This window comes from Mycobacterium saskatchewanense, from assembly GCF_010729105.1.
In the GTDB taxonomy this organism is placed as follows: domain Bacteria; phylum Actinomycetota; class Actinomycetes; order Mycobacteriales; family Mycobacteriaceae; genus Mycobacterium; species Mycobacterium saskatchewanense.
The window spans coordinates 2869540-2894930 of sequence record NZ_AP022573.1 but is presented as its reverse complement, the minus strand read 5'-3'; the positions used below and the strand labels follow the sequence as shown (position 1 = coordinate 2894930).

At 67.1% G+C, this 25391-nt stretch carries 25 protein-coding genes, 4 tRNA genes and 1 pseudogene; 10 read left to right on the top strand and 20 right to left on the bottom strand.

Annotation, left to right across the window (positions count from 1 at the left end; all coding sequences use genetic code 11):
* Positions 1-24: 24 nt before the first annotated feature.
* From G6N56_RS13475 to lmeA, 9 genes are all read right to left on the bottom strand, one after another.
* Positions 25-1554, bottom strand: coding sequence for a sensor domain-containing protein (locus G6N56_RS13475; RefSeq protein WP_085255745.1), 1530 nt, complete (start codon positions 1552-1554; stop codon positions 25-27).
* 110 nt (positions 1555-1664) lie between these two features.
* Complete coding sequence (locus tag G6N56_RS13470; RefSeq protein ID WP_085255746.1) at positions 1665-4037, bottom strand: hypothetical protein; 2373 nt, start codon at positions 4035-4037, stop codon at positions 1665-1667.
* Positions 4038-4120: 83 nt separating this feature from the next.
* On the bottom strand, positions 4121-4789 hold the full coding sequence (locus tag G6N56_RS13465; RefSeq protein WP_085255747.1) for a heme-binding beta-barrel domain-containing protein: 669 nt from the start codon (positions 4787-4789) through the stop codon (positions 4121-4123).
* A gap of 145 nt (positions 4790-4934) precedes the next feature.
* Entirely contained in the window at positions 4935-5237 is a 303-nt protein-coding gene (locus tag G6N56_RS13460) for a DUF1416 domain-containing protein (protein WP_085255748.1), read from the bottom strand.
* Between the two features lie 2 nt (positions 5238-5239).
* Positions 5240-6073, bottom strand: a complete 834-nt coding sequence (locus tag G6N56_RS13455) for a sulfurtransferase (RefSeq protein ID WP_085255749.1) — start codon at positions 6071-6073, stop codon at positions 5240-5242.
* A gap of 46 nt (positions 6074-6119) precedes the next feature.
* Positions 6120-6593, bottom strand: coding sequence for a DUF4395 domain-containing protein (locus G6N56_RS13450; protein ID WP_085255750.1), 474 nt, complete (start codon positions 6591-6593; stop codon positions 6120-6122).
* 103 nt (positions 6594-6696) lie between these two features.
* Positions 6697-6786 carry an Ms5788A family Cys-rich leader peptide gene (locus G6N56_RS29785; protein WP_408632678.1) on the bottom strand — a complete coding sequence of 30 codons (90 nt, stop codon included), beginning with the start codon at positions 6784-6786 and terminating at the stop codon, positions 6697-6699.
* A gap of 28 nt (positions 6787-6814) precedes the next feature.
* Positions 6815-7231, bottom strand: a complete 417-nt coding sequence (locus tag G6N56_RS13445; protein ID WP_085255751.1) for a thioredoxin family protein — start codon at positions 7229-7231, stop codon at positions 6815-6817.
* Entirely contained in the window at positions 7228-8040 is an 813-nt protein-coding gene (gene lmeA / locus G6N56_RS13440) for a mannan chain length control protein LmeA (RefSeq protein ID WP_085255892.1), read from the bottom strand. Before lmeA ends, G6N56_RS13445 begins: the two co-directional genes overlap by 4 nt.
* Before the next feature lie 177 nt (positions 8041-8217).
* Here lmeA and G6N56_RS13435 point away from each other — a divergent pair, with 177 nt between their 5' ends.
* The 4 genes from G6N56_RS13435 to pstB all read left to right on the top strand — a co-directional run bounded on the left by G6N56_RS13435 (position 8218) and on the right by pstB (position 12044).
* Positions 8218-8994 carry a winged helix-turn-helix transcriptional regulator gene (locus G6N56_RS13435; RefSeq protein ID WP_085255752.1) on the top strand — a complete coding sequence of 259 codons (777 nt, stop codon included), beginning with the start codon at positions 8218-8220 and terminating at the stop codon, positions 8992-8994.
* Positions 8991-9911 (top strand): mycothiol synthase, encoded by a 921-nt coding sequence (gene mshD / locus G6N56_RS13430; RefSeq protein WP_085255753.1) that lies wholly within the window; start codon positions 8991-8993, stop codon positions 9909-9911. Before G6N56_RS13435 ends, mshD begins: the two co-directional genes overlap by 4 nt.
* A gap of 108 nt (positions 9912-10019) precedes the next feature.
* A complete protein-coding gene (gene pstS / locus G6N56_RS13425; RefSeq protein ID WP_232069292.1) occupies positions 10020-11150 on the top strand; it encodes a phosphate ABC transporter substrate-binding protein PstS in 1131 nt (376 codons plus the stop codon).
* A gap of 117 nt (positions 11151-11267) precedes the next feature.
* Positions 11268-12044: a phosphate ABC transporter ATP-binding protein PstB gene (pstB, locus tag G6N56_RS13420; RefSeq protein ID WP_085255755.1), complete on the top strand. Its 777-nt coding sequence runs from the start codon at positions 11268-11270 to the stop codon at positions 12042-12044.
* A 4-nt stretch (positions 12045-12048) separates the two neighbouring features.
* Here pstB and phoU read toward each other — a convergent pair whose 3' ends face one another.
* The 5 genes from phoU to G6N56_RS13395 all read right to left on the bottom strand — a co-directional run bounded on the left by phoU (position 12049) and on the right by G6N56_RS13395 (position 18065).
* The gene (phoU, locus tag G6N56_RS13415) at positions 12049-12717 is read right to left on the bottom strand and encodes a phosphate signaling complex protein PhoU (RefSeq protein ID WP_085255756.1); all 669 of its coding nucleotides are present in this window, start codon (positions 12715-12717) and stop codon (positions 12049-12051) included.
* Positions 12718-12773: 56 nt separating this feature from the next.
* Positions 12774-14897 carry an LCP family protein gene (locus G6N56_RS13410; RefSeq protein WP_085255757.1) on the bottom strand — a complete coding sequence of 708 codons (2124 nt, stop codon included), beginning with the start codon at positions 14895-14897 and terminating at the stop codon, positions 12774-12776.
* A 202-nt stretch (positions 14898-15099) separates the two neighbouring features.
* Positions 15100-16233 carry a tRNA dihydrouridine synthase DusB gene (gene dusB / locus G6N56_RS13405; protein ID WP_085255758.1) on the bottom strand — a complete coding sequence of 378 codons (1134 nt, stop codon included), beginning with the start codon at positions 16231-16233 and terminating at the stop codon, positions 15100-15102.
* 6 nt (positions 16234-16239) lie between these two features.
* The gene (locus G6N56_RS13400) at positions 16240-17256 is read right to left on the bottom strand and encodes an acyl-ACP desaturase (protein ID WP_085255759.1); all 1017 of its coding nucleotides are present in this window, start codon (positions 17254-17256) and stop codon (positions 16240-16242) included.
* Between the two features lie 194 nt (positions 17257-17450).
* The gene (locus G6N56_RS13395) at positions 17451-18065 is read right to left on the bottom strand and encodes a TetR/AcrR family transcriptional regulator (protein WP_142280598.1); all 615 of its coding nucleotides are present in this window, start codon (positions 18063-18065) and stop codon (positions 17451-17453) included.
* 64 nt (positions 18066-18129) lie between these two features.
* Between G6N56_RS13395 and G6N56_RS13390 the strand changes: the two genes are divergently transcribed.
* Positions 18130-19155 (top strand): oxygenase MpaB family protein, encoded by a 1026-nt coding sequence (locus G6N56_RS13390; protein ID WP_085255760.1) that lies wholly within the window; start codon positions 18130-18132, stop codon positions 19153-19155.
* A 24-nt stretch (positions 19156-19179) separates the two neighbouring features.
* Here the strand turns inward: G6N56_RS13390 and G6N56_RS13385 are convergent, their stop codons facing one another.
* From G6N56_RS13385 to G6N56_RS13375, 3 genes are read right to left on the bottom strand one after another with little or no spacing between them, the layout of a single operon-like run.
* Positions 19180-19383, bottom strand: coding sequence for a zinc transporter Slc39a7 (locus G6N56_RS13385; protein WP_085255761.1), 204 nt, complete (start codon positions 19381-19383; stop codon positions 19180-19182).
* A gap of 36 nt (positions 19384-19419) precedes the next feature.
* Complete coding sequence (locus G6N56_RS13380) at positions 19420-19800, bottom strand: ArsR/SmtB family transcription factor (RefSeq protein ID WP_085255762.1); 381 nt, start codon at positions 19798-19800, stop codon at positions 19420-19422.
* 48 nt (positions 19801-19848) lie between these two features.
* Positions 19849-20349, bottom strand: coding sequence for a nucleoside deaminase (locus G6N56_RS13375; RefSeq protein ID WP_085255763.1), 501 nt, complete (start codon positions 20347-20349; stop codon positions 19849-19851).
* Between the two features lie 116 nt (positions 20350-20465).
* Here G6N56_RS13375 and G6N56_RS13370 point away from each other — a divergent pair, with 116 nt between their 5' ends.
* A complete protein-coding gene (locus G6N56_RS13370) occupies positions 20466-21374 on the top strand; it encodes a class I SAM-dependent methyltransferase (RefSeq protein ID WP_085255764.1) in 909 nt (302 codons plus the stop codon).
* Between the two features lie 10 nt (positions 21375-21384).
* Here G6N56_RS13370 and G6N56_RS13365 read toward each other — a convergent pair whose 3' ends face one another.
* Together G6N56_RS13365 and G6N56_RS13360 are read right to left on the bottom strand one after the other, a co-directional pair.
* On the bottom strand, positions 21385-22194 hold the full coding sequence (locus tag G6N56_RS13365; RefSeq protein ID WP_085255765.1) for a TIGR04255 family protein: 810 nt from the start codon (positions 22192-22194) through the stop codon (positions 21385-21387).
* A gap of 140 nt (positions 22195-22334) precedes the next feature.
* Positions 22335-22407, bottom strand: a tRNA-Lys gene (locus G6N56_RS13360).
* A 132-nt stretch (positions 22408-22539) separates the two neighbouring features.
* Here G6N56_RS13360 and G6N56_RS13355 point away from each other — a divergent pair.
* From G6N56_RS13355 to G6N56_RS13345, 3 genes are all read left to right on the top strand, one after another.
* Positions 22540-22612 (top strand) — tRNA-Glu (locus G6N56_RS13355).
* 29 nt (positions 22613-22641) lie between these two features.
* Positions 22642-22718, top strand: a tRNA-Asp gene (locus G6N56_RS13350).
* Between the two features lie 26 nt (positions 22719-22744).
* Positions 22745-22821 (top strand) — tRNA-Phe (locus G6N56_RS13345).
* A gap of 50 nt (positions 22822-22871) precedes the next feature.
* Here the strand turns inward: G6N56_RS13345 and G6N56_RS13340 are convergent.
* Positions 22872-23619, bottom strand: a pseudogene (locus G6N56_RS13340) (tyrosine-type recombinase/integrase); the annotation flags it as partial.
* Positions 23620-24384: 765 nt separating this feature from the next.
* On the opposite strand from G6N56_RS13340, the gene G6N56_RS13335 reads away from it, so the two are divergent.
* Positions 24385-25263: an LLM class F420-dependent oxidoreductase gene (locus G6N56_RS13335; RefSeq protein WP_085255766.1), complete on the top strand. Its 879-nt coding sequence runs from the start codon at positions 24385-24387 to the stop codon at positions 25261-25263.
* Positions 25264-25391: the final 128 nt, after the last annotated feature.

The window sequence follows — 25391 nt, the reverse complement described above, 5'->3', positions numbered from 1 at the left end:
GTCACGACCCGGGAAGAGACCCGGCTATTGCTGCGCGACCCGGCCGGATATCTGCTCGGCGATCCGTCCCGCCTCACCGGGCGCGACGTCCACCCCACACAGCAACACGTCGATGACGACCTCGGATGCCGCGTGCAACACGTGGTGGCACGTCCGGTCGCCACCGTCCGTCGGAACCCTCTCCTGCGCGATCTTGGGCGCCGCCCCGGTGACCTCGCCGAAGGTGTACGCGTACGTCTTGCCGCCGACCGCCATCGTGACCGCCTGCCCGGCGCAGGCTTTCCACTTCTCCGCCGACGCGTCGACGAAGGCACGGGCGTTGTCGGCCGACGCGAAGGTCGCCACCGATTCGAACGCCCGGCGGGCCGGGTTCTCCCCGGCCGAGTGCACGGCCTGCCCGCGGGCCCCGACGAAGCCGCCCGCGCCGGTGTACGCCGCGTCCTCGATGGGTTCGTAGGCGCCGATGCAGTCGGGATTGGACAGCTTGCCCCGGGACGTCCGCAGCTGGTCGACCCTGTCCGAGACGACCATGTTCTGCTCACCGACGATCGTGCCGACCTCGACGGGATCGAGGAGGTAGGAGTCCAGCTTGGTGGGATTCGCTGAAGTGGCGGCGCTGGGCGTCTGACTCGGGCTGGCCTTCGGGGCTGGCTTGGTGTTGCCGCCCTGGGTGGCCAACACGACGACTATCGCGATAGCTGCCACCGCAGCCGCGGCGGCGCCGCCGATGACGACCAGGCGCTTGTTCGACCCGCCTTTCGTCGCCGCGCCGCCGGACGCACCCGGGGCGGCGGCCGGCGAAGCGGCCGAAGCGGGCCGCGGGGCCGGCGATGGCGCCGCGGCCCGCTGAGTCGGCGCCTCCTCGGGGGCGGTCTCGGGGGCGCCCGCCGACTTGTCCCTTGCCTCGATCTCGGCGAGCACGTTGTCGATTTCGGTCCGGGTCCGGTAGGTCACGTCGTGCCGCAGGCGCAGCATGCGCAGCAGCTGGGCGATGTCACCCCGGGCGCTGGGGTCGTCCCCGTCCTCGTCGAACCCGGTGCGGAGCTCGATCAGCAGTTGCGTCTGCTGCTGGGGGCTGAGTTCTTTTTCGGACAGGGTGTTGCCCATCCGCGTGATGTAGCCGAACGGCACCGCGGGCTCTTCGGGCAGCGGATCCGGCAAGGGCACGGGCGAGCTTTGCAGGGCGTGTACCGCCGTGACCAGTTGAATGCCCGCGTCAACGGTCGGTTTCCGGTAGTCGATGATCTGCAACGTGGCCAGGGGATTCACCCGCATGCTGTCGATGTCGCCGATCTGCACGGGCAGGATGGGCCGGTTCAGCGCGCGGGCGTAGCGCAGCTCGGCCTGGCTCGGCTTCGATTGCAGCCAGTTGTTCGAGAGCGCGACGAGGAACACGTCGCACGAGCGGATCTGCTCGAGGATCTTGTTCCACCAGGACTCGCCGCCGCCGAGCTCTTGGTCGAACCACACCTGCTGTTGGGCGCGCCGAAGGGCGGTCGTCAGGGCGTCGACCGTCGACCTGTCCTGGCTCGAGTAGCTGATGAACAGCGGCATCGCAGTCTCCTAGGTTGAGCGGGAGCGAACGAACGGGGCGAAACCCTGCATGCGGCTATTGGACATGCGCCGATACCGTATCAGTGTCCAGGCCCATCGGCTCGCGGATTTCATTCGCTGCCACCGGGAACGCCCGCTTCCGCGGGCGGCTCGTATTCGGCGTAGCGGCGCGCGAATTCGTCTCCGGGAACCGGCCATTGCTCACCCTGCTGTCCGCGCACGATCCAGTCGCCGTCGGCCGCCGTCGCGGGGCCCTCCAGGGTATTGACGGTCTCGCCGGGCTGGGCCGGTCGCGCTTGGACCCTGCCCTTCCTCCGCCATCGCCCGTCACCGGCCGGCTCGTACGTCTCGCGGAAGATGTCGTCGCGCACCGACCACACCTTCCCGTCTTCGTGCACCGCCCAGTCGCCGGCGCCGGCGCGCATGGTGTGCCCCGAATCCGACGTCCACGTCCAGGCCGTGGCGTGCTGTTCGGCGGTGACCGTCCCGACCCGGGCGAACGACCGCCACAGCGGGCGAGACCGAAAGCCCAGCTGCCGCAGGCTCCACAGCGTGCCCGCAAGGCTCCGCACCGCGGCGTTGAGCATGTCGGGCGTGCTCTGCACCACCGACCAGTCGACCAACTTGTCGTGGATCTTGCGTGAGTCGTCGCGGGGCGAACCGTACTTCCAGCCGTTGCGGCGGTAGTAGCGGCACCAGTCCTCGTGCTCCGCCTGGGCCATGCTCATCGCGGAGTTCCGATCGAAGCCCATCAGCGCAAGTTGTTCCAGCGGTGGCAATCCCGCCATGTCGTGCCCGGACAACTGCGCCGGCGGGCCGCCCCAGGTGTTCCAGGTGTGTCCCGCGATCTGTTCCACCATCCACAGGGCGTTGCGCACCTGGCGCCGATTGGACCCACGATAAAACTCGCTGAGCTCCGCCCAGGGCTGCGTGGCCGGCGACCGCGGCGCCGCGGCGTCGATCGTCGACACGTACCGCTCGTGGATGAGCCGCGCCGCGCGTTCCCAGGCGTCCTGGACCTGACCCTCGCGGGTGTCGAGCACCAGGGAGTAGGACTGCAGCATGCCGACGACCTGGACAGAGTCGTCGGCGAGGTTGGTGTTGAGGTCCGAGACGTACACCAGCATCTCGGGGAAGCGGGCGGCCAGCCGCGTGCCGGTCGTCGCGGCGTGCACGTCGACCAGGATGACCGCGCTGGTTGCCGGATGGCCCTCACCGATCAGCTTGAGCAGGGCCGGTATCGTCGGCACCTCGCCGATCGCGTCGATCGTGGGGCCCTCCGACATGAATCCCGCTTGCTGCCGGTAGAACTCGTGATCCCGCAGATACTCCTCGGCATCCTTCTCGACGAGGGTGAGCGCCGGCAGCGGGACGGCGCCGGGTGGGGTGTAGAAGTCGCGTTCCAGCGCGCGCCGGGTCAGGTCGGCGCACAGCGCGAGGGTCAATTGCGAAGTGCCGCAGATGAATACGCGCTTGATTTGCCCGGCCGCGATGATGCCGTCGAGCAGCCGGGCGGCCGTCACCTCGTACTTGCCCACCACGTCGGCGGCCCACCGGGTGTCGGAGCCGCCGAACTGCTGGGCGCGCCACGCCTCGGCCAGCCACGGGTCGTCCATCCGCACGATGAGGGGCAGCCGCCGCTTGTGTCCGACCTCGGCGAGCCGCCGACTGATCAGGTCTAGCCACAACAAGTTGATCGCCGGGTCGGGCGCCATCAGATACAGCCGGGAGAGGTGGCGCCACAGCCGCAGCGACACCAGCGTCTCCGGATTGTCGAAGTCCACCAGCACCACCCGGGCGCCTTGCCGGCGGGCGCGTTGGACGCGGTCGTCGCCCGCGCCGGTGATGACGACCAGGGTGCCGCGGCGGTCGAGGGTTCGCGCGACGCCGCTGATCAGCGACTGGGTGTCGTCGTCTACCCCGACGACGACGGTGGCGGAGTCGGCGAGGTTGGCCCTCAGCCGGTCCACCTGGGATCGGAAGACGCCGACCACCACACCGCCCAGACCGGTGAAGATGGCGGACAGCGCAGCGATCCGGGCGAGTTCCAGGCCGACCGGGGTGGGGTTCGGGCAGGTGCGCCCGCCCACCGAGAAGTCACTGGTGCTGCCCTTGACCAACTGCGCCGTCGCCATCAGCGGGGTGAAGAAGGCCGGATGGTTGGCGTCGTGGCAGCCCCAGTAGGAGGTCATGCCCAACACAGCGCTCATGCTGATGAGCACAGCAATCACGGTGAAGGAAACCCCCACCATGCGGTGACTGCTGCCGGATCTGAACGTCAGCACACACGCGACGACGAGCACGGTCACCACGATCGCGAGCGTCGGCATCGATCCCGGCCGGCCGAACCATGCAAGCCATCTCGGCAGACTGTCGACGATGGATGGCCGCAGCGCGAGCGCGGCCAGATAGGCGATGAGGAGCAGGCTGGTCCCGGTTGCCACCCAGCGGGGGGCGGGCGAGGGCGTCCTCGTGCGACCCATCCGCCGACCTTACCTTTCTGCGACGGCGCGGAACTCGGCTGCTCGGACGACGAAACAGTACACGCAGGAAGGGGGAGCGGGGCCTATCCCGCGAACCTGGACAGCCGCGCCGACAGGTGCGGTACCAGGCCACCGTCGGCGTCGACTCGTTCCTCGACGTAGGCGAGGTCACCACCTTCGACGATGCCGTAGAGCCGCTTGGCGCCACCGACCAGCACGCCCGACCGGCTACGGGCCAGCGCGTCGGTCACCAACTCCCACGACGACTGGTTGCGCGGCCGTCCGTAGAACAACTCGACGTAGCCCGCCGAGTGCGCCAGCAACAGCTCGATGGCCTGGGATTCGGTGGGATCGTCGGGGTCGTTGACGAAGCGCCAAAACCCCGTCTCGCGCAATCCGGGTTGCTGGTACTGGCCTTTGTCGTCGAGCCGCCAGGACCGGGCTTCCCAGTTCAGGTAGTCGCCGCCGTCGTGCGACACCACGATCTGCTGGCCGAACCGGTAGTCACCGTCGTGCGCGCGGCCCTCGCCCTCCCCGCGCCACACGCCTACCAGTGGCAGCAGGGCCAGCAGCGCGTCGTTCAGGCTGGCGCCCTCGCGCAGGTTCGCGGTGTCCGCTGGAACCGGCAGATCGTCGAAGGCCGGGATGTTGCGGGCCGCGGTCACCTTGGCGCGTTCGGCGGCGGCGGCCACCGCACGGTCGCCAGACCTGGGCGAGCCCACCGATCCCTCGGAGTCCTCGTCGGCCGTCACGATTCGTCGGTGATGAGCCGGTAGAGCGTGTACAACGCGAACCAGGAAATCACCACGACGGACACGACCAGCATGATCTCGAAGAACAGCACCACGGCAACGAGTCTATTCGTCCCGCGCGGCTCCGAGGCACATCCCCGGTCGGTCAGGCGACCTTGACGTCGACCTCGTGGATGCCGGCGCCGGACGGAGTCACCACGGCGTCGCCGTTGCCGACCCTCGACAGCGCGCGCAGGGTCCAGGAACCCGGCGCGGCGAAGAACCGGAACTCGCCGGTCGCGGAGGCGACCACCTCGGCGGTGAACTCGTCCGACGAGTCCAGCAACCGCACGAACGCCCCACCCACCGTTTGGCCGTCGCTGTCCACGACGCGTCCGGTGATCACCGTCTCCTTCTCGAGGTCAACGCTGGCCGGCAACGTCAGTCCTTGCTTGGGTCCAGAGCACATAATCAGCTTCCCAACTCGATCGGGGCACCCACCAGGGAGCCGTATTCCGTCCAACTGCCGTCGTAGTTCTTGACATTCCGATGCCCGAGCAATTCGCGCAGCACGAACCAGGTGTGCGACGAGCGCTCCCCGATGCGGCAGTACGCGATGGTCTCCTTCGAATCGTCCAGACCGGCGGCGGCGTACAGCTTCGCCAGCTCCTCGTCGGACTTGAAGGTGCCGTCCTCGTTCGCGGCCCTGCTCCACGGGACATTGATCGCCCCCGGGATGTGGCCCGGCCGCTGGCTCTGCTCCTGGGGCAGGTGTGCCGGTGCCAGGATCTTGCCGGAGAACTCGTCGGGGGAACGGACGTCCACCAGGTTTTTGACGTTGATCGCCGCGATCACCTCGTCGCGAAACGCCCGGATGGTGTTGTCCGGGGCGGCCGCCGTGTAGGAGGTCGCGGGCCGGGTGACGGCGTCGCTGGTGAGGGGCCGGCCGTCGAGTTCCCATTTTTTGCGGCCGCCGTCCAGCAGCTTGACCTGAGAGTGGCCGTAGACCTTGAAATACCAGTACGCGTAGGCCGCGAACCAGTTGTTGTTGCCCCCGTAGAGGACGACGGTGTCGTCGTTGGAGATGCCGCGCTCGCTCAGCAGTTTCGAGAATTGCTGAGCGTCGACGAAGTCGCGCCTGACCGGATCCTGCAGATCATCACGCCAGTCCAGCTTGACCGCGCCGGGGATGTGCCCGAGGTCGTACACGCTGGTGTCCTCGTCGACCTCGACGAAGACCACTTTGGCGGAGTCGAGATTGCTCTCAGCCCAGTCGGGGGAGACCAGGACGTCGGAGCGAGCCATGGTGGGGATTCCTTTCGATCACTTCATTGAGCCGCGGGTGGGCGGTCTATGCGGGTTGGGGGCCGCGGCGGAAGCGGGCCACCAGGGGATAGATCTGGCAGCCCAGGCAGATGCCGAAGGCGGCATTCAGGAACGCGGCCACCAGGGCGGCGGCCGCGGCGATGACGCCGATCAGGGAGGCGCCCGATGCGAACCCGGCTACGGCAACGACTGCAAAGACGAGGCCGACGAGCTGGGCGAATTTCAGGGGCGGCACGGGTTCGCGCTCCTTGACGGGCCCCAGCCGCGGCGCGACGAGCGCGGCGAAGATCCGCCCGTACGGATGACGGCGCGGACCCGCGACGGCGCCGATGGCGAAAATCACCGCCTGGACAGCGAGAATGACCGCGGCCGCGGGCGGGCTGACGGCCGAGACGATCAGCGCGAGCACGAGCACGGCGGTCGTGATCCATGCGGCGAACCGTGGTCCACGGACGTCGACGAGGGCCGGGTTAGTTCTGGTGGTGTCGTTGTTGGGCACGTGATTGCTCCTTGAATATGCCTGTTGCACGGAAAGGGGTGGGGGGGCACGCCACCGGGTACTCCGAGGCTGCTCCGAGCGCGACGCAGAAGGGCGTGGCGGCTCAGCAGCTACAGCAACAACAACAACCCGCCATGCGGCACAGATCGACTGCGCGACGCTGGGTGAGCGAGGGCTCAAGACGGGTTGGCACGCGGCAAGCTTACCCAATACCCCTGTCGTCAAGCCAACAGCGGTTCCAGGGCGGACCGCAGGTCGGCCGCCCTGGGCACTCCCGACGCGCGGTACCGCTGCCGTCCGTCGACGTCGAAGATGAACGTGGTCGGCAGCGACAGCACCGACAAGCGTCGGGCGGCCGCCGGGTTGGCATCGAGGTCGACTTCGAGGTGGGCGACGTCGCCGAGGTCGTGGCAAACCTGGTCGACCACCCGGCGAACCCGATCGCACGGTCCGCACCACGGGGCGCTGAAGTGGACCACCGTCGGGCCGCTGCGGGACAGGCCCAGTTCGGCGGTGTCGGAGTCGCCGGCCGGTGCGGCCTGCACTTCCCGGATGCGGCCGGAGCGCCGGGTCATCAACCAGCCGGCAAGGGTTGCCACGACGAAGGCGGCGACGATCGTGACGGCGACAGTGGTCATGACTGCTTAAACCCCTCCAGGGTCACCGTTACTCCCCGCGTGATGCCCTCGATGATCACGTCGGAACCGCGCGCCCCCTCGGAGGTCGGCGCCACGCCGAACGGCAGTCGCTGATCGGGCAGCCTGAGCGTGAACGCACGCAGCACCGCATCGCGCTTGTCGTCCGGGACCTTCTGGTTGGCCGTGTCGGGTCCCATCAGGACGCCCGTGGGCGTGAAGACCAGCGTCGCCTGGTCCTCGGGGGCGATGGAAAGGTCCACCGAGACGCTGACCCGGTGGTCGAAATTGGCCGACTTCGGTGTTCCGCTGAACACCAGGCCGTGGCTGCCGGAGATCCCGGACTCGGTTGTCCCGCCGGTCGCGTCGTTGGTCTCCTGCGGCGGCGCCTCGACCATCAGGTCGTTCATCCCCAGGTAGCGGCCCAGATGCATCGAGTCGATGATGATCCGGCTCTCCAGCTTGCCCACCGGCAGTTTCGCATCGGGCCTGATCAGCCACGACGCGTAGGTCAGGTCGACCGAGTACATCGTCGCCTCGAGCGTGGCCTTCCCGACGACCGCGTGATCGACCGCGTTCGCTTTGATCTCGAGCTCGTTGTAATGGTTGCGCATCGCCTGGGGAATGAACGGGAAAGCGAGGATCGCGACGAACGGGTCGGACCGCAGATTCGCCGCCCTGCGGACGGTTGACGACAGCCGGTATTCGGCGTAGATGCTGGTCCCGTAGTCGACGCCGACGGCGGCGACGGCGAGCACGGCCACGGCGATAGCCGCCGCCAGCACCGGGATCGGCACTTTTCGCACCCGCACATTGTGGCGCAACTCATTGCCGTCGCTGCGCTCGGACCACCCCGTGGCCGGGCTCACACTTGCCTTTACATCGGGCCAACGGCCTGGTCACACGTTATCGTTAGATGACCTGGCCACTAACGCGTGATTGCGTCAACCATTGGGATACGCCTTTCCCACGAGCTGGAGGGGCCTTAGTTGGAGCTGTTACTGCTGACCGCGGAGTTGCATCCGGACCCGGTCCTGCCGTCGTTGTCGCTACTTCCGCACACCGTCCGGACGGCACCCCCAGAGCCGTCGTCGTTGCTGGAGGCCGGCACCGCCGATGCCGTGTTGGTCGATGCGCGCACCGACCTGTCGTCGGCCCGGGGCCTGTGCCGGCTATTGAGCACGGCCGGGCGGTCCGTCCCTGTCCTGGCGGTGGTGAGCGAGGGCGGCTTGGTGGCCGTCAGCGCGGATTGGGGTCTCGACGAAATCCTGCTGCCCAGCACCGGGCCGGCCGAGATCGACGCCAGGCTGCGGCTGGTCGTCGGCCGCCGCGGCGGCCTGGCGGACCAGGAGAGCGCCGGCAAGGTGAGCCTCGGTGAGTTGGTGATCGACGAAGGCACCTACACCGCGAGGCTGCGGGGACGCCCGCTCGACCTCACGTACAAAGAGTTCGAGCTGCTCAAGTATTTGGCCCAGCACGCGGGCCGGGTGTTCACTCGCGCGCAACTGCTGCACGAGGTGTGGGGCTACGACTTCTTCGGCGGTACCCGGACCGTCGACGTGCACGTGCGTCGGCTGCGGGCCAAACTCGGGCCCGAATACGAGGCGTTGATCGGCACGGTGCGCAACGTGGGTTACAAGGCGGTCCGGCCGGCACGGGGACGGGCGCCGATCGCTGAGCCCGATGACCCCGACGACGTGGACGCCGACGACTCCGAGCCGATGGACCTGCGGGATCCACTGGTTGACCCGTTACGCAGTCAGTGACCTCGCCCGAGTGGCGTTGCGCCCTGACCGCCGACGAGCAGCGGGAAGTGCGCGAATTGATCACGGCGGCAACGAAATTCGACGGAGTCGCGCCCGTCGGCGAACAGGTCCTGCGTGAACTGGCGCATGACCGGACAAGCCATCTGCTGGCCAAGGGTGCCGGGGAAGACGCGGTCGTCGGGTACCTCAACCTCAGCCCGCCGCACGACGGGGGCGCGGGCATGGCGGAGCTGGTGGTCCACCCGCAGGCGCGCCGGCGCGGCCTCGGCGCGGCGTTGGCACGTGCGGCGGCGGCCAGGACCGCTGGGAGCAACCGGTTCTGGGCGCACGGCACGCTGGAGGCCGCCCGGGCTACCGCTTCCGCGCTGGGCCTGGTTCCGGTTCGCGAGCTGCTCCAGATGCGACGGTCGCTGCGCGACAGCCCGGACCCGGGTTCCCCTCCACCCGGGGTTCGGATTCGTACGTACGCCGGCACCCAGGACGACGCCGAACTGCTTCGTGTGAACAATGCCGCGTTCGCCAGACATCCCGAACAGGGCGGCTGGACCGAGGCCGATTTGATGGAACGGCGCGGCGAACCGTGGTTCGACCCGGAGGGCCTGTTTCTGGCGTTCGGCGCCGGCGACGGGGCGGACAGGCTGCTGGGTTTCCACTGGACCAAGATCCACCTCGACCAGCCGGGCCTTGGTGAGGTCTACGTCGTGGGCGTCGACCCGTCGGCGCAGGGCCTCGGCCTGGGAAAGACGCTGACGGCGGTGGGAGTGGCCTCGTTGGCGCACCGGCTCGCGGGATCGCCCGAACCGACCGTGATGCTGTACGTGGAGGCCGACAACGCCGCCGCGGTGCGCACCTACGAGGGCTTGGGCTTCACCACCTTCAGCGTCGACACCGCGTACGCGGCGGCGGTCAGCGGTTGAGCGAGCCGTTCCGGGCGCGCCGGCGCATACTTTCGCCGTGACTTGGCTACCTCCCTCGGGGTGGCCGGTGCGCCGCATTCGTCCGGGATGTGTCAGGAAGCGAGATCGGTGAGACTCGTTGGGGAGGGTAGGGCGCTGGCCCCCGCGGTTTTGGCGTTGGTGATGGCGCTCGGCGGCGGGACGACGGTGGCGTGCGGGATCGACGGGAGCCGGCGCGGTGCCTCGCTGACGGCCGCGCCCGGATCCGTTGGGCCGCCGGCCTGCGGCGGCAAGAACACCCTGACCGCCGAAGGGTCGACCGGCCAGCAGCACGCGCTCGCCATGTTCAACCAGGTGTGGGGCAAGTACTGCGCGGCCAAGAGCGTCTCGTACAAGGCCACCGGCTCCGGTGCCGGTCGTGAGCAGTTCATCGCCGGCCACGTCGATTTCGCGGCGTCGGACTCGCCGCTGGTGGCGGATCAGATCGGACCGGCCGCCAAACGCTGCGAGGGCAATCCGGCGTGGGACCTGCCCGTCGTGTTCGAGCCCGTCGCGCTGGTCTACAACCTGCCGGGCGTCCCGGGCTTGGTGGTCAGCAGCGATGCCCTGGCCAGGATTCTCACCGGCCGGATCACGACCTGGAACGATTCCATCCTGGCGGCGCTCAATCCCGGCGTAGCGCTGCCCGACACCAGGATCGTGCCGATCTATCGGTCAGACTCGTCGGGGACGACCGACAACGTGCAGAAGTATCTGACCGCGGCGGCGCCGCAGAGCTGGGCCAAGGGGGTGGGCACCGACTTCCTGGGCGGCGTCGGTGACGGCGCGCCCGGGTCGGATGGGGTCGTCGCGGCCGTGCGCGCCACCCCGGGTGCGCTCGGGTACGTCGAGAAGGGTTTGGCCGACCAGGCCGGCGTGCCCTACGCCCGGATCGCGACCAGCGGCGGTGTGATTCCGCTCACCGATGAGACGGCGGCCGCCGGCGTCAGGGCTGCCACGTTCGTCGCCGACGGCGACGACCTGGTGCTGGACCTCAACCCCATGTACAGCAGTCAGGAAGCGGGCGCCTATCCGTTGGTCCCGGCCGGCTACGAAATCGTCTGCTCGAAGGGTTACGACGCTGATACCGCCGGCGCGGTCAAGTCGTTCCTCACCGCGGCCGCCGGCGACGGGCAGGCCACCCTGTCGTCGGCGGGTTATGTTCCGCTGCCAGATAATGTCAAGCAGCGGCTCGTCACTGCCATCGACGCGATGCAGTGACCGATACGCGGCGCCATCGGTTGTGAGAGGACGCGCCAGGCCTCATCCTGGTGAGCGCCACCATCGGGATCGGGGCGCGCTGACATGGATGGCGCCGACACTAGGCAGGAGCATCAAGTGGCCAAGAGGTTGGACCTCAAGAGCGTCGACATCTACTACGGGTCGTTCAAGGCCGTAGCGGATGTGACGCTGTCGGTTCTGCCCCGCAGTGTGACGGCTTTCATCGGCCCGTCGGGGTGCGGCAAGACGACCGTGCTGCGCACCCTGAACCGGATGCACGAGGTGGTCCCCGGCGCGCGGGTCGAGGGCAGCGTGCTGCTCGACGACGAGGACATCTATGGCCCCGGTGTGGACCCCGTCGGGGTGCGCCGCGCGATCGGGATGGTGTTCCAGCGGCCAAACCCGTTCCCCGCCATGTCGATTGGTGACAACGTGGTGGCCGGGTTGAAGCTGCAAGGTGTCCGCAACCGCAAGCTGCTCGCAGAGACGACCGAACAGTCACTCCGCGGGGCCAACCTGTGGGACGAGGTCAAGGATCGCCTGGACAGGCCCGGAGGCGGGCTGTCGGGCGGTCAGCAGCAGCGACTCTGCATCGCGCGGGCCATCGCCGTCCAACCCGACGTGTTGCTGATGGACGAGCCATGCTCGGCGCTTGACCCGATCTCCACGATGGCCATCGAGGACCTGATCAGCGAGCTCAAACAGAACTACACGATCGTCATCGTGACCCACAACATGCAGCAGGCCGCACGGGTGAGCGATATGACGGCATTCTTCAACCTGGAGGCCACGGGTAAGCCCGGCCGCCTGGTTGAGCTCGACGACACCGAGAAGATCTTCTCCAACCCGAGCCAGAAGGCGACGGAGGACTACATCTCCGGCCGCTTCGGCTGAGCGGCTACCGCGACGCGGGATTGGCGTCGTCTTCGGGAAGGCTGCCGGTCGCCTGGAAGATGACGCGCCGCGCGACCTCGACGGCGTGGTCGGCGAAGCGCTCGTAGAAGCGGCCCAGCAGCGTCACGTCGACCGCGGCCGCAACGCCGTGCTTCCACTCCCGGTCCATCAGCACCGAGAACAGGTGCCGGTGCAGATCGTCCATGGCGTCGTCTTCGTCGCGGATCCGTGCGGCCTTCTCGGGGTCGCGGGACAGTACGACCTCTTGCGCGCTGTTTCCCAAATCGACTGCGACTCGGCCCATTTCGGCGAAATAGCCGTTGACCTCTTCGGGCAGCGCATGTTGGGGGTGCCGCCGGCGCGCGATCTTGGCGACGTGCAGCGCCAGCGCGCCCATCCGGTCGATGTCGGCGACCATCTGGATGGCGCTCACGATGGACCTGAGGTCGCCGGCGACCGGCGCCTGCAGCGCGAGCAGCACGAACGCGCTCTCTTCGGCGCGGGCGCTCAGTGTCGCGATCTTCTCGTGGTCGGTGATGACCTGCTCGGCCAGCACGAGGTCGGCCTGTAGCAGGGCTTGGGTGGCGCGCTCCATGGCGATCCCGGCGAGCCCGCACATCTCGCCGAGCCGCTCGGACAACTCGTCGAGCTGCTCATGATAAGCGGTCCGCATATCGCCAAGCCTACGTTCTTCGCGCCCAAAAAGGGCAGTCCAGCGGCGAAAGTCGGCTACTCGCAGGTGGTGTCGGCGGCATTGGTGACCGTGAGGTCCTCGGGGAGCTTGACCGGGGCGCTGCCGGCGCCGCGTTCGATCTGCATGCTGATCGATGACCCGCTGGGTGCGGGGGCGGCCACCGCATTGAAGTCGGGGCCGAGCACCACCTGGACCACCTGCCCGTAGCCGGACACCCGCTGAACCTTCGCGTTGGCGAACGAGGACGCCACCGTGGCCGCGGCCTGCTCGTTGCCCGGCGAGAACAGGACCGTCGTCGTATTCACCGAGCTCGGGTAATCGTCCGGCGTCATCACGTTGAAGCCGTTGCGCTTGAGCTGGCTCGTCGCGTTGGCCGCGAGACCGCTCTGCGCGGTCGCGTTGGATACCCGCACGGTGACCTCGCCCGGCGTGGTCGTCGTGACCTGCTCGTGCTGGGCTTCGGGAGCGGGACTGGGCGTCGCCTTGGTGGTGGGCGCCTTCGTTGGACCTGAGCTCGGGCTGGTGCCGCCCAGCGGCTTGGCGTTCTGGTCGTTCTCCTCGGGAAGCGGGTCGTCGTTGATGATGGCGTCGAAGAGGGCCCGCATGTCGGCCATCCGCGGCGGCTCGTCGCCGTTCTGGTCGGTCACCCCGGTCGGCACGGTCACGAACGTCATGTGCCCGGCCGCCATGCCCTGCAGCGATTGCCCGAGCTCGACCAGGTCCTTGGTTTTGACGTTGTCCACGTAGGTGTCGCTGATGAACAGGTTGACGACGTTGTTCAGCTTGTTGGGATCCAACAAGGTCTCCTCGGAGATGAGGGACCTCAACAGCGACGACAGGAACAGCTGCTGACGCTTGATACGTCCGTAATCACCGTTGGTTTCCGTGGTGACCTGACGGGCACGGACGTAGTTCAGCGCCGTTGGCCCGTCGAGGACCTGCCGTCCCGCGTGTTCTAGGACGGTGCCCAGCTCATAGTCGTGCAGCGGGGTTTTGGTGCACACCTCGACGCCGCCGAGTGCGTCGACCATGCGGGCGAAGCCGGCAAAGTCCACCGCGATGAACCGGTTGATGCTCAAGCCGGACAGCTTCTGGATCTCTTTCACCAGACATTTCGGGCCGCCGAAGGAGAAGGTCGAGTTCAGCTTGGTCTCCGTGTAGACCATCTTCGGCCCGAACGTGCCCCTTTTCTCGTCGTAGACGGGCCCGTACTTGCCGGTGTCGGGGTTCCACGCTTCACACTGGATCGGCGTGATGGCCAGGTCGCGCGGGAAAGACACCGCGACGACCCGTTTGCGGTTTGCCGGGATGTTCACCAGCATCACGGTGTCCGACCGGGCGCCCCCGGCGTCGTCGCTGTCCCCGGCGCCCATGTTGGCGTTCTCCCCGGCCCGGGAATCCATGCCGACGATCAGAAAGTCCTCGTCACCGTACTGGCCACCCGGGTCGCGGATGTCGGCCGAATGCGGGTCGAGCGCGCTGATCGTGTTGAGTCGGGCGTTCTTCGACGTGCTCCACTGCCAGGCTCCGCCCGTCATGGCCACGGCCAGGACCGCGAACAGGGCCGCAAGAGACCGTCCGGCGATCAGGATGGGACGGCGGCGGTGGCCGGGCTGCGCATCGGCGCTGTCGGATGCGCCCGGAGGTGACGACCGCCGATCGCATTTCCTCAATCCCCGGCGAGGCCTGGCCTGGTCGGTTTCCGGCTCGTCGTCGCCCGGGTAGTTGACCGCGCCGAGGTCGGGCAGCTCCGAGACGACGGCCAGCGAATAGGGCACCGCGTCGATCACCTGGGTGTCCTGTAGCTCGACCGGCACCTCCGGAGCGTCCGCGGCCGGGTCCTCGTCAGCGGTCACGTGGCGATGGCCGGAGGGCTTAGGGGCAGGGGCGCCGATTTTGGCGATCAGCTCCGCGACGGTCAGCGCGCCGTCGGTGTGACACCCGGCCTTCTCGGCGTCGGTCGCCTCGGGTTCGACCGGCCCGGCGGGGGTGTCGGCGACGGGCTCGGCCTGCCAACGGTGCAGGTCGTGGTCGACCGATGGCTCGGCGAACCGTTCCCACGGAGCGGCCACCGTGGGCTGCGGGCCCGGAGCTTCGCCGTTACCGGCGCCCGATGCGCGCTGACGGTCAAGAGTGGCGTCGTGCCCGCCGTCACCCATGTCCTATCCGCCTCCGAAACTCTCATGCAAGGTTCCCGGACGTCGGGGCGTCCGCGCGCACATCTCTCAGTACCAGCCGCGGGTCGCGCGGCGTTTCGCGCTCGCGTGGCGGCCCGCTCGGATCCCCCATCGAAGCGCGATGCAGCAAGGCCCACATCGTACTGAGTTATCGGCGCGGACGCGATTTCGACAGCGTTGCGGTTCAGCCGCCGGAGTGCATCACGTCCGCCCCCGACGGCACGGTGCAATCGTCCGGGTCAGCCAGCCACCCCTCGGGTAGGGCCACGCGCGCCGGCGAGCCTTGCCGTCCCCGCGGCCCGGTCGCCGCATCGGGGAACGCGACGGTGCGGTCCAGCCGATCCAGCAGGGAGTCGAGCTGATCGAGGGTCTTGACCATCGCCAGGTCCCGGCGCAGCTCGGATCCGGCGGGGAAGCCGTGCAGGTACCAGGCGACGTGCTTGCGAATGTCGCGCATGCCCTTGTCTTCGCCGAAATGCGCGACGAGCAGTTCGCCGTGCCGGCGGACGATGTCGGCGACCTCGCCGAGCGTGGGCGGTGTGGGGGGCGGGCTACCGGTGAACGCCGCCGACAGCTCGGCGAACAGCCACGGGCGGCCGAGGCAACCACGCCCGATGACGACGCCGTCGCATCCGGTGCTGGCCATCATCGCCAGCGCGTCACTGGCGTCGTAGATGTCGCCGTTCCCGAGCACCGGAATCGTGCGCACCTCCTGCTTGAGCCGCGCGATCTGCTCCCAGTCGGCGGTGCCGGAGTACCGCTGCGCCGCCGTGCGCGCGTGCAGCGCCACCGCGGCCGCGCCCTCGGCTTCGGCGATGCGGCCGGCGTCCAGGTGGGTGTGGTGTTCGTCGTCGATGCCGACGCGGAACTTGACGGTCACCGGTATGCGGGTGCCCTCGGTGGCACGGACCGCAGCGGCAACGATCTGCCCGAACAGGCGCCGCTTGAACGGCAGCGCCGCCCCGCCCCCGCGCTTGGTCACCTTGGGCACCGGGCAGCCGAAGTTCATGTCGATGTGGTCCGCCAGGTTCTCGTCGGCAATCATCCGCGCGGCGGCGTACGTGGTCGCCGGATCGACGGTGTAGAGCTGCAGCGAGCGCGGCGACTCGTCCGGCGCGAACGTCGTCATGTGCATGGTGACCGGGTGGCGCTCGATGAGCGCCCGTGCGGTCACCATCTCGCAGACATACAGACCGCTGACCGTGCCGACCTTGGACTGCTCCAATTCGCGGCACAGCGTGCGGAATGCGACGTTGGTTACGCCCGCCATCGGGGCCAGCACGACCGGGCTGGCGAGCGTGATCGAACCGATGCGCAAGGCGAATTACCGGCGACTCATGGCCAGCTTGCCTGCGGTCTTGTGCAGCTCGAAGGCCGTCGTCTTCTTGCCGGTGCGGGCCTCCCGGTCGAGCTGGCGCTGCTTGGAGACCTCGAACTTGTCGCAGGCCTGCTCGAGTTCTTCGACCAGCAACGCGAGGTCGTCGCGCAGCTTGGCGCCCTCACCGGTGAAGTCCTCGCGCTCGAAGATGCGCCACTTCTTCAGGATCGGCATGACGACGTCGTCGAGGTGGATGCGCGGGTCGTAGACGCCCCCGACGGCGATCAGCACGGCCTTGCGCCGGAACTCGGGCACCTGGAAGCCGGGCATCTGGAAATGGCTGATGATCAGGTGCAGGGACTTCATCGCCTGGTTGGGGGCGAGTTCGAACGCGGCCTCGCTGACGTCGCGGTAGAAGATCATGTGCAGGTTTTCGTCAGCCGAGATCTTCGCCATCAGCTGGTCGGCGACCGGGTCATTGCAGGCCTTGCCGGTGTTGCGGTGCGAGATCCGGGTGGCGAGTTCCTGGAAGCTGACGTAGAGGACCGAGTCGGTGAGGCTGTTGGCAAAGTAGTCGCCCTGGTGGTTCTGCCCCGGGCTGAAGCCGCGGTTGACGACCTCGATGCGCAGCTTTTCGAGCTCGACGGGGTCGACCGCGCGGGTCACCACCAGATAGTCGCGCAGCGCGATGCCGTGGCGGTTCTCCTCGGCGGTCCACCGGTTGACCCACTGGCCCCAGGCGCCGTCCATGCCCATGTTCATCGCGATCTCGCGGTGGTACGACGGAAGGTTGTCCTCGGTGACGAGGTTCTGCACCATCGCCACCTGGGCGACGTCCGACAGCTTGCTCTCCTCGGGGTGCCAGTCCTGGCCGCCGAGGGCGTAGTAGTTCTTGCCGTCGGACCACGGGATGTAGTCGTGCGGATTCCAGGGCTTATGCATGGTGATGTGCCGGTTGAGGTTCTTCTCGACGACCGGCTCAAGTTCGTGCAACAGCTGTAGGTCGGTCAGCTGGGCTGACATGGGGCCCCTCCAGTTATCTGTGTCTGCGGGTAGCAGTCAATATATCTGTGCCTGCCAGTAGCATCAAGTTTCCGCACCGCGTGGCACGGCGCGATTTTGCGGCGGCGGTTCGCGGCCCGCCGGCGAGCTCTGCCCTCATGCTCGGCTTGCCGAAATGGGCGGCCCCGAAACGCCCTGAAACGTCCTGAAACGCCCTACTCGGTTATCCCGGGCTCGGGCGAGGGGACATAAGGGGCGGCCGTGGTGAACAGCATTCCGACGCAGTAGTCGATGAATTGCTTGCGGCTCGCGCCGAGTTGGCCGTTGAGGTAGGCGGTGAACAAGCTCGACATGCCGCCGACCAAACTGGTCGCGATCATTTTCTGCAGCACTGGATCGCCGATGCGCGAGAGCTTGCGTTGTAGCAGGTCGACGAAGTTGGGCATCCACTCGGCGCCCGACCGCGTCAGCACCGGCTCCACCGCCGGCGCCAGCAGGAGCACGCGGCCCCGCACGGGGTCGTCGACCATGAGCTCGACGAATTGTTCGACGGCTTCCCGTGGGGTTTTCGCCAGCGTGAGGGTATCCATCGCCCGTGTGCAGACATCGTCGTAGACCGCACGCACGAATTCGTCCCGATCCGAAAAGCTCTCGTAGAAGTACCGCTCGGTCAGCGCGGCTTTGCGGCACACCGCGCGCACGGTCAGCGCGGGGCCGCGGTCGTTGCCGAGCAGTTGTACGCCCGCCGCGATCAGGTTGTCCCGACGGAGGGCAAGGCGACTCTCCAGGGGGACGCCGGTCCAACGGCTCCGTCGTTGACCGGTCGGCACATCGCTCCTAAGCTAGAAACTGACAACGTACGTAGTCAGATTTGTCGAGTACGGGGATTCAATAGTGACTCAAGATACGTCCGCCGCGTGCCCACGGACCAGCGGCGCAGCGTCCGGCGATTCCGGCGGCGTCTCCAGTGGTTGCCCGGTGGCGCCCCTGGGCTACGAGGCGCCGCCCGCTCCTCTTGGCCCCGAGTCGCTCACCTGGCGGTATTTCGGGGACTGGCGTGGCATGCTGCAGGGCCCGTGGGCCGGCTCCATGCAGAACATGCACCCACAACTGGGCGCGGCGGTGATCGACCACTCGACGTTCTTCATCGAGCGCTGGCAGCGACTGCTGCGCTCGCTGTACCCGATCGGGGGAGTGGTCTTCGACGGCGACCGCGCGCCGGTCACCGGTGCCGAGGTCCGCGAGTACCACACCGCCATCAAGGGCGTCGACGAGCAGGGCCGCAGGTACCATGCTCTCAACCCTGACGTCTTCTACTGGGCGCACGCCACCTTCTTCGTCGGCACCATCCATGTGGCCGAGCGGTTCTGCGGCGGCCTGACCGAGGCGCAGAAGCGCCAGCTGTTCGACGAGCATGTCGAGTGGTACCGGATGTACGGCATGAGCATGCGGCCGGTGCCGGCGTCCTGGGAGGAATTTCAGGTCTACTGGGACCACATGTGCCGCAATGTGTTGGAGAACAACTGGGCGGCGCGGGCCGTGCTCGATCTGACCGAACTGCCGAAACCGCCGTTCGCGCAGTGGGTTCCGGACTGGTTGTGGGCCGCCCAGCGGAAGCTGCTCGCTCCGTTTTTCGTCTGGGTGACAGTGGGGCTCTACGATCCGCCCGTTCGCGAACTGATGGGTTACTCGTGGTCGGACCGCGACGAATGGTTGCACCGGCGCTTCGGTGATGTCGTCCGCCTCGTTTTCGCGTTCGTACCCAACAGGTTCCGCAAACACCCGCGGGCCCGGGCCGGGGTCGACCGTGTCGCCGGGCGCATTCCCGATGACGCGCCGCTGGTGCAGACGCCAGCGCGAAACCTGCCGCCGTTGCACGAGCGGGACGACCCGAAGCATTACTGCCCCAACGTGTCTTAGTCGCCCCGTCGGGGGACGTCCGTGTCAGGCGTGGGTGTGGACGTGAACGCCTTCGAGGCCGGCCTCGTGCACGTGCTGGTGCGTGTGCTCGGTCCCGCCTTCGTGGGCGTGTGAGTGCTCGTGGGTCACATGGCCGTGCTCATGGCTGGTGTGCGCGTGCGAGTGGGTCTCGTCCCCGTGCTGGTGTGCATGCGCATGCGGGGCGTCGTGTGAGTGGTGTTCGGTCATGCTGCCATCTCCCTACTGAAATGTGTTGGTGGTAGGTCATTTTGTTGATGTCGAGCGGACTGCCTTGAGCTCGCCCTCGCCGCGATGATGGCGCGGGACGCCGGGCCCGGCGTGCTCGGCGTTGAAGACCGCATCGATGACGAGTTGACGCACGTGGTCGTTCTCGAGGCTGTAGAAGATCGTCGTGCCCTCCCGGCGGGTGCGCACCAGCCGTGCCATCCGCAGCTTTGCGAGGTGCTGGGACACCGACGGGGCGGGCTTGCCCACGTGCTCGGCGAGCTCGTTGACCGACATCTCGCGGTTGGTCAGCGACCACAGCACCTGAACACGGGTGGCATCGGCCAGCATCCGGAACACCTCGACCACCAGGCCGGCCTGGTCGTCGGGCAAGCGCCCTTCGCTATTACCTGCATGCATACGCAGATAGTAACGAACGATCACCCGCGGAGCCAGTGTTGCCGTCGTTCAGTCCGGCGCGACGACGGTCGAACGGCGCCGTCCGCCGTTGCGCTCATTCCATTGCCGGTAGACGTCGACGGCCGACTCCTGCGGTGCGTAGCGCATCGGCAGGCGTCGCTGGTCCCAACTCTTGGCGAACTCGTCGTAAAAGGTCGACACCTCGAAGTACTTCCGGTCGTCGAGGTAATACCGCTCGTAGGACTCGCGAGTGATGAGAAAGGTCACTTCCCTGGGCGAGCAGTAGTACAGCGAACCCAGGCACATCGGGCAGGGGTGCGCCATCACGTAGACGGTGCAGTCGACGAGGTGCTCGGTGCCCAGCTTCATGCAGGCCTCGCGGATGGCGAGGATCTCCGCGTGTGCGGTCGGATCGTTCGTCCGGGCCACTTTGTTGGTGCTCTCGGCGAGCACCTCGCCGTTGCGGACGATCACCGTCGCGAACGGCCGGCCCCCGTCGGCGACGTTTTGCGCTGCCAGGTCGATGGTGCGCTGGACGAAATCTGTCACGGCGACCTCCGCCGGGGCATAGGGGACATTCCGCAGGGTAGCCCGACCGCCCCGGTCGCCCGCCCTGTGGTAGTAACTCGCTTGTCAATATTTCTCTGGGCCGGGAGGAAACCACGATGGCGCGTACCGATCGTGACCGCTGGGATCTCGCGACGAGCGTCGGCGCGACGGCGACCATGGTCGCCGCGCAGCGAGCGCTGTCCTCCGACGAGAAGTTGATCGACGACCCGTACGCCGCGCCGTTGGTGCGGGCCGTCGGAATCGACGTCTACGTCCGGCTGGTGAACGGCGAGATCCCTGTGGGCGGTGACTCGGAGTTCGATCCACAGCGCATGGCCCGCGGCATGGCCTGCCGCACCAGGTTCTACGACCAGTTCTTCCTGGAGGCGGCGCAGAGCGGCATCGGTCAGGCCGTGATCCTGGCGTCGGGACTCGATGCGCGGGCGTACCGCCTGGCGTGGCCGGCCGGCACCGTCGTCTACGAGGTCGACATGCCCGAGGTCATCGAGTTCAAGACCGTGACCCTGGGCGACCTCGGCGCCCAGCCGACGGCCGAGCGCCGCACCGTGGCCGTGGACCTGCGCGACGACTGGGCGACGGCGCTGCAGTCCGCGGGCTTCGATCCGCAGTCCCCCGCGGCGTGGAGCGCCGAGGGATTGTTGGTCTACCTGCCGGACGAGGCGCAGGACGCGCTGTTCGACAACATCACCGCGTTGAGCGCCCCGGGTAGCCGCCTGGCGTTCGAGTTCGTCCCGGACACGGCCGTTTTCGCCGACGAGCGGTGGCGCGCACACCACGACCGGATGAGCGAACTCGGCTTCGAGATCGACTTGAACGACCTCGTCTACCACGGTCAGCGGAGCCACATCCTCGACTATCTGACCCAGCGAGGCTGGGAAACCGAGTCGCACTCCGTGGCGGAGCTGCACGCGGCCAACGGCTTCGTCTATCCCGACGACGACATCGCGGCGGCCTTCGCCGACGTCACCTACAGCAGCGCGGTGCTCCGCCAGAAGGCAGGCTGACCCGCCGGAGCTACCGGTTGAGCAGGTCGTCCTTCAGCTTGCTGGTGAGCATCTCCTGGAAGACGGTGCGCGCCGGCTCGTAGAGGTCTTGGAAAGTCGTCAACACCGCGTTGCGGTTGAACTCGGGGATCGACCCCGTGGGCGTCCAGAAGCTGTCGATGTCCAGCAGGAAGAACGGACCCTGCTCGACGGGCATGGTCCGACGGAGGTGGTAGTTGGCGTCAAGCGCTTGCCCCACACCCGGGCCGTACCGCACGATCATCGACCGGCCCGGCTGGGCCTCCCGGTAGACGGCGGCGCCCTGCCACTCCGTCAAGGTGAGCCCGGCCGGGGCGATTCCTTGCGGTCCAAGCAGCGGCTCGGCGATCCAATTGGCCCACTCCACGCGGCCGTCGACCCCGACGGGGACGTGCACCTCCAGCACATAGCGCAGGCCGAGGCGCTCCACCCCGACGATGTCCGACACCATGGAACGCGCGTCGATGACCCGCATCACGACCTCGAGGAGCTGTTCGAAGTTTGAGTAGGCGGTGGTCTCGATGGTGATCGCCTGGCTCTTCATGGAGGCGGCGAGAGTGTTGTCGCGGTTGGTGTACCGAACGAAACGCTCGGCTTGGGGAGTCGGACTTCCCCCGGCGCCCATGCCCCACGCGACGTCCTGGGCCTGGCGCTCAATCGGCAGGTGGTCGGTGAGCAGGCGTCTGAGCTCGCCGCTCGAAGTTTCGGTGAGGGAATCCGTTGCTGGGTGGCGGATTTCCATCGTTACCAGGGCTACGGGCGCCTTTGGGTAGGCGGCATCGACACTCATCCTGCGAAGCATAGTCAAGTCGTTTGGCCGACAAACGTCGGCACACCGCGGGCCGGAGGAAGTTAGCCTCCAATGCGCCCCCAGCAGGCCCCCAGCGGGAGGATGGGCGTACCGTGGCCGGGGCATCAGCCGAGGTCATGCGCAATTTTGAGTGCCCCCACTAGGACTCGAACCTAGGACCTGCGGATTAAAAGTCCGTAGCTCTACCAACTGAGCTATAGGGGCGCGAAGGTTCAGGATACTGGGTCGGTGCGCGGGCCCGAACGACGCTCGTTTGAGGATTCGGGCCGTGTTGACCTAAGCTGACGTGGCTCCAACGTAAACGTGTTGCGAGTACCCCGGAGTGATTCGGTTCTGGCCCCCATCGTCTAGTGGCCTAGGACGCCGCCCTTTCACGGCGGTAGCACGGGTTCGAATCCCGTTGGGGGTACGCGACGCGGTAACGCGGAGCAGTAGCAAGGCCCTGTGGCGCAGTTGGTTAGCGCGCCGCCCTGTCACGGCGGAGGTCGCGGGTTCGAGTCCCGTCAGGGTCGCCAGCACGGCGAGGCAATCACTGCCTTCCGGCCAGGTAGCTCAGTCGGTACGAGCGTCCGCCTGAAAAGCGGAAGGTCGGCGGTTCGATCCCGCCCCTGGCCACCATCTCCGACCTGCACGGACGCGGTGACAGCACTCCAGCGATTGTCGGCCTTGTTCGGTTCCTGTTCGTTCGCCTCGGTGGCGGCGGACTCATTGAGGTGGTCGAGGTTCGTGGCTACGTGGGTCGACTTCATCGGCGTAGATGTCGCTGTAGATATTGGCGGTCGCGGTGGGCGTGGAGTCGCCCATGGTTTTCTGGACGTAGCGCAGCTCAGCGCCGGATTTGCGGGCCAGGCTGGCGTAGGTGTGTCGTAGGTCGTGAATCGTCAGAGGCGCGACGTTCGTCGTACGCAGGGCTTGTGACCAGTGGGCGTATCTGCGCCAGCTGTTGGATCTGAGCATCGCGCCGTTGGGGGACGTGATGGCCGGCTCATCCGGTGAACGCCCTGCCGCACGTGGTTTGAGCGTGTCGATGACAACCTTTCGAAGGGGCACGGTGCGTTTGGCGGCGCGTGTCAAGGGCGGACCGATGATGACGCGGCCTTCGACATCCGGCGCGGCCCGGCGAACGTGAAGGCGGCGAGCAGCCAGGTCGATATTGCCGACGCAAAGGCCGACGAGTTCGGACCGGCGCAGGCCGGTATAGGCCAGGATGGTGACCAGATCACCCTGGTCTTTGCACGCTGCGGCCAGCGCGGCGACTTCGGGGGCGGTCAGGTAGCGGTGGCGTTCGCGCTCGGGGATGCGACCAGCTGACACTCCGTGAGCGCGGTTGGCGTGAATGCGGCCGTCATTGCGCGCGACTTCGAGAATTGAGCGCAGCAGCCGAAGCGTGGACACTTCCGCCCACGGACCTGCGGATTACCAGCGAATTAAGCGTCGTGGTGCAGCTCGGCACCACCATCGGGATGGGACTACTCGTCCGCCCTCGAACCTGAGGCCCACACAGCAGCGATCCCCCGACCCACGGCGTCATAATCAGCGGCAACCCGTACACGACTATCCGGGCAGCGGCGACGACGTCGAGGTCGGGAAGTATGGGTCTGCGCGGTAATTCGGTGTACCGACGCACCCGCCCGGCAAGAACTGGTCGGCGACACCAGCGACTGTGCGACCCAGCGAATCTCTGCGCATTGGATGAGTGGTTGACACAGTCCCGTACTCGACGCGCTGACCCTACCGGCTTACGGGATGGGTCGACAACGTCCTCGATCGGTTGTCATCGCGTCTCGAAAGCCGAGCGGGACAGCAATTTTGAGCCGTAGGAGGAGTATGCAGCACAATTGCCTGTCCGGCGCGCATGACGAAACGCATTTGGTGACAGCTAATTTCAGAGAAGTAATCAGTCTAGGTTGATAACATGACGTCGACGGGCTACGCTTAAACGTAGCGCGACAGCGCAGCAGCGCCGACATTGTGTGGTTGCGGGACGGAGCGTGAAGGCCGCGACCGGCAGTGAGCGTCGGCGTGTGTGTCCACCGCGGGCCAGGCACACGAGGCGGGCTCCGGACCGACGTGCCGACTCCCGTGAAGGCCGTATGCGGCGATGGCCGTCAGGGGTATTCGGTGCTGGAGCGGACTTGGCGTCTCCGCTGTCGCGCAGGTTAGAGCCTTGAGGAGGGCAGCATGGAAATCGGATTTCACTTCGTCAACTTCAGCATTCCCGGGGGCACATCGGCATTGCCGACCACGCTGGCAAACACCGCCCGCGCGGCAGAAGAGGTCGGCGCCGCCTGGTTCACCATGGCCGATCACTTCTTTCAGATGGAGAGTATGTGGCCGGCCGACGAACCAATGCTCGAGGTATTTAGCTCGCTGGCGTTCCTAGCCGGCCAAACCAGTCGAATCAAGCTTGTCGTGCTGGTGGCCGGCATAACCTATCGTTATCCGGCCTTGCTGGCGAAAACTGTTACCACTCTTGATGTTCTGTCGAGAGGTCGCGCGGTATGCGGGGTGGGTGCGGCCTGGTACAAGCGCGAACACGTCGGTTTGGGAGTCCCGTACCCCTCGACAAAAGAACGCTTCGAACGGCTTGAGGAAACGGTGCAGATCTGCCAGCAGATGTGGAGCGATAACAACGGCGGATACGAAGGCAAGCATTATCAGCTGGCCGAAACGTTGTGTGTCCCCCAGCCGGTTCAGCAACCGCACCCGCCAATCCTCATCGGCGGTACGGGCGAACGCAAAACCCTGCGGCTGGTTGCCCAGTACGCCGATATATGGAACGGAATTTTCGAATCAACGAGCGAGGCCGCCCACAAGTGCGACGTGCTGCGCCGCCACTGTGATGCGCTGGGCCGCGACTACGACTCGATCCAGAAGACGGTTTTCCACGTCGCCGACCCGTTTGATGATCTAGACGGTTTTTTTGTCGCTGCAGAGCAATACGCCAAACTGGGATTCGACGTTATGAGCATCCTGCCGCCTGCGTCGAACGATCCACTGGGATTTGTGAATCGGCTCGGCGAGGAGCTGATACCGAAAGCTGTGCAGCTGGGGTCGTGAGTCGTCAGCGCGCGGTGAGGGCTTTCGCGACTCAGCACGGATACGGAACAGGCAGGAAGGTCGTAAATGCGGATTCTGCGGATCGCACTGGTTGTGCTGGGGCTCAGTCAGATCGGTTTCGGCGTCGC

Bases quoted from the DNA above. Each gene is read 5' to 3' on its own strand.
- G6N56_RS13475 (WP_085255745.1), bottom strand. From the start codon at position 1,554: ATGCCGCTGTTCATCAGCTACTCGAGCCAGGACAGGTCGACGGTCGAC.
- G6N56_RS13470 (WP_085255746.1), bottom strand. From the start codon at position 4,037: ATGGGTCGCACGAGGACGCCCTCGCCCGCCCCCCGCTGGGTGGCAACC.
- G6N56_RS13460 (WP_085255748.1), bottom strand. From the start codon at position 5,237: ATGTGCTCTGGACCCAAGCAAGGACTGACGTTGCCGGCCAGCGTTGAC.
- G6N56_RS13455 (WP_085255749.1), bottom strand. From the start codon at position 6,073: ATGGCTCGCTCCGACGTCCTGGTCTCCCCCGACTGGGCTGAGAGCAAT.
- G6N56_RS13445 (WP_085255751.1), bottom strand. From the start codon at position 7,231: ATGACCACTGTCGCCGTCACGATCGTCGCCGCCTTCGTCGTGGCAACC.
- phoU (WP_085255756.1), bottom strand. From the start codon at position 12,717: ATGCGGACCGCTTATCATGAGCAGCTCGACGAGTTGTCCGAGCGGCTC.
- G6N56_RS13410 (WP_085255757.1), bottom strand. From the start codon at position 14,897: ATGGGTGACGGCGGGCACGACGCCACTCTTGACCGTCAGCGCGCATCG.
- G6N56_RS13400 (WP_085255759.1), bottom strand. From the start codon at position 17,256: ATGTCAGCCCAGCTGACCGACCTACAGCTGTTGCACGAACTTGAGCCG.
- G6N56_RS13385 (WP_085255761.1), bottom strand. From the start codon at position 19,383: ATGACCGAACACCACTCACACGACGCCCCGCATGCGCATGCACACCAG.
- G6N56_RS13380 (WP_085255762.1), bottom strand. From the start codon at position 19,800: ATGCATGCAGGTAATAGCGAAGGGCGCTTGCCCGACGACCAGGCCGGC.
- G6N56_RS13370 (WP_085255764.1), top strand. From the start codon at position 20,466: ATGGCGCGTACCGATCGTGACCGCTGGGATCTCGCGACGAGCGTCGGC.
- G6N56_RS13365 (WP_085255765.1), bottom strand. From the start codon at position 22,194: ATGCTTCGCAGGATGAGTGTCGATGCCGCCTACCCAAAGGCGCCCGTA.
- G6N56_RS13335 (WP_085255766.1), top strand. From the start codon at position 24,385: ATGGAAATCGGATTTCACTTCGTCAACTTCAGCATTCCCGGGGGCACA.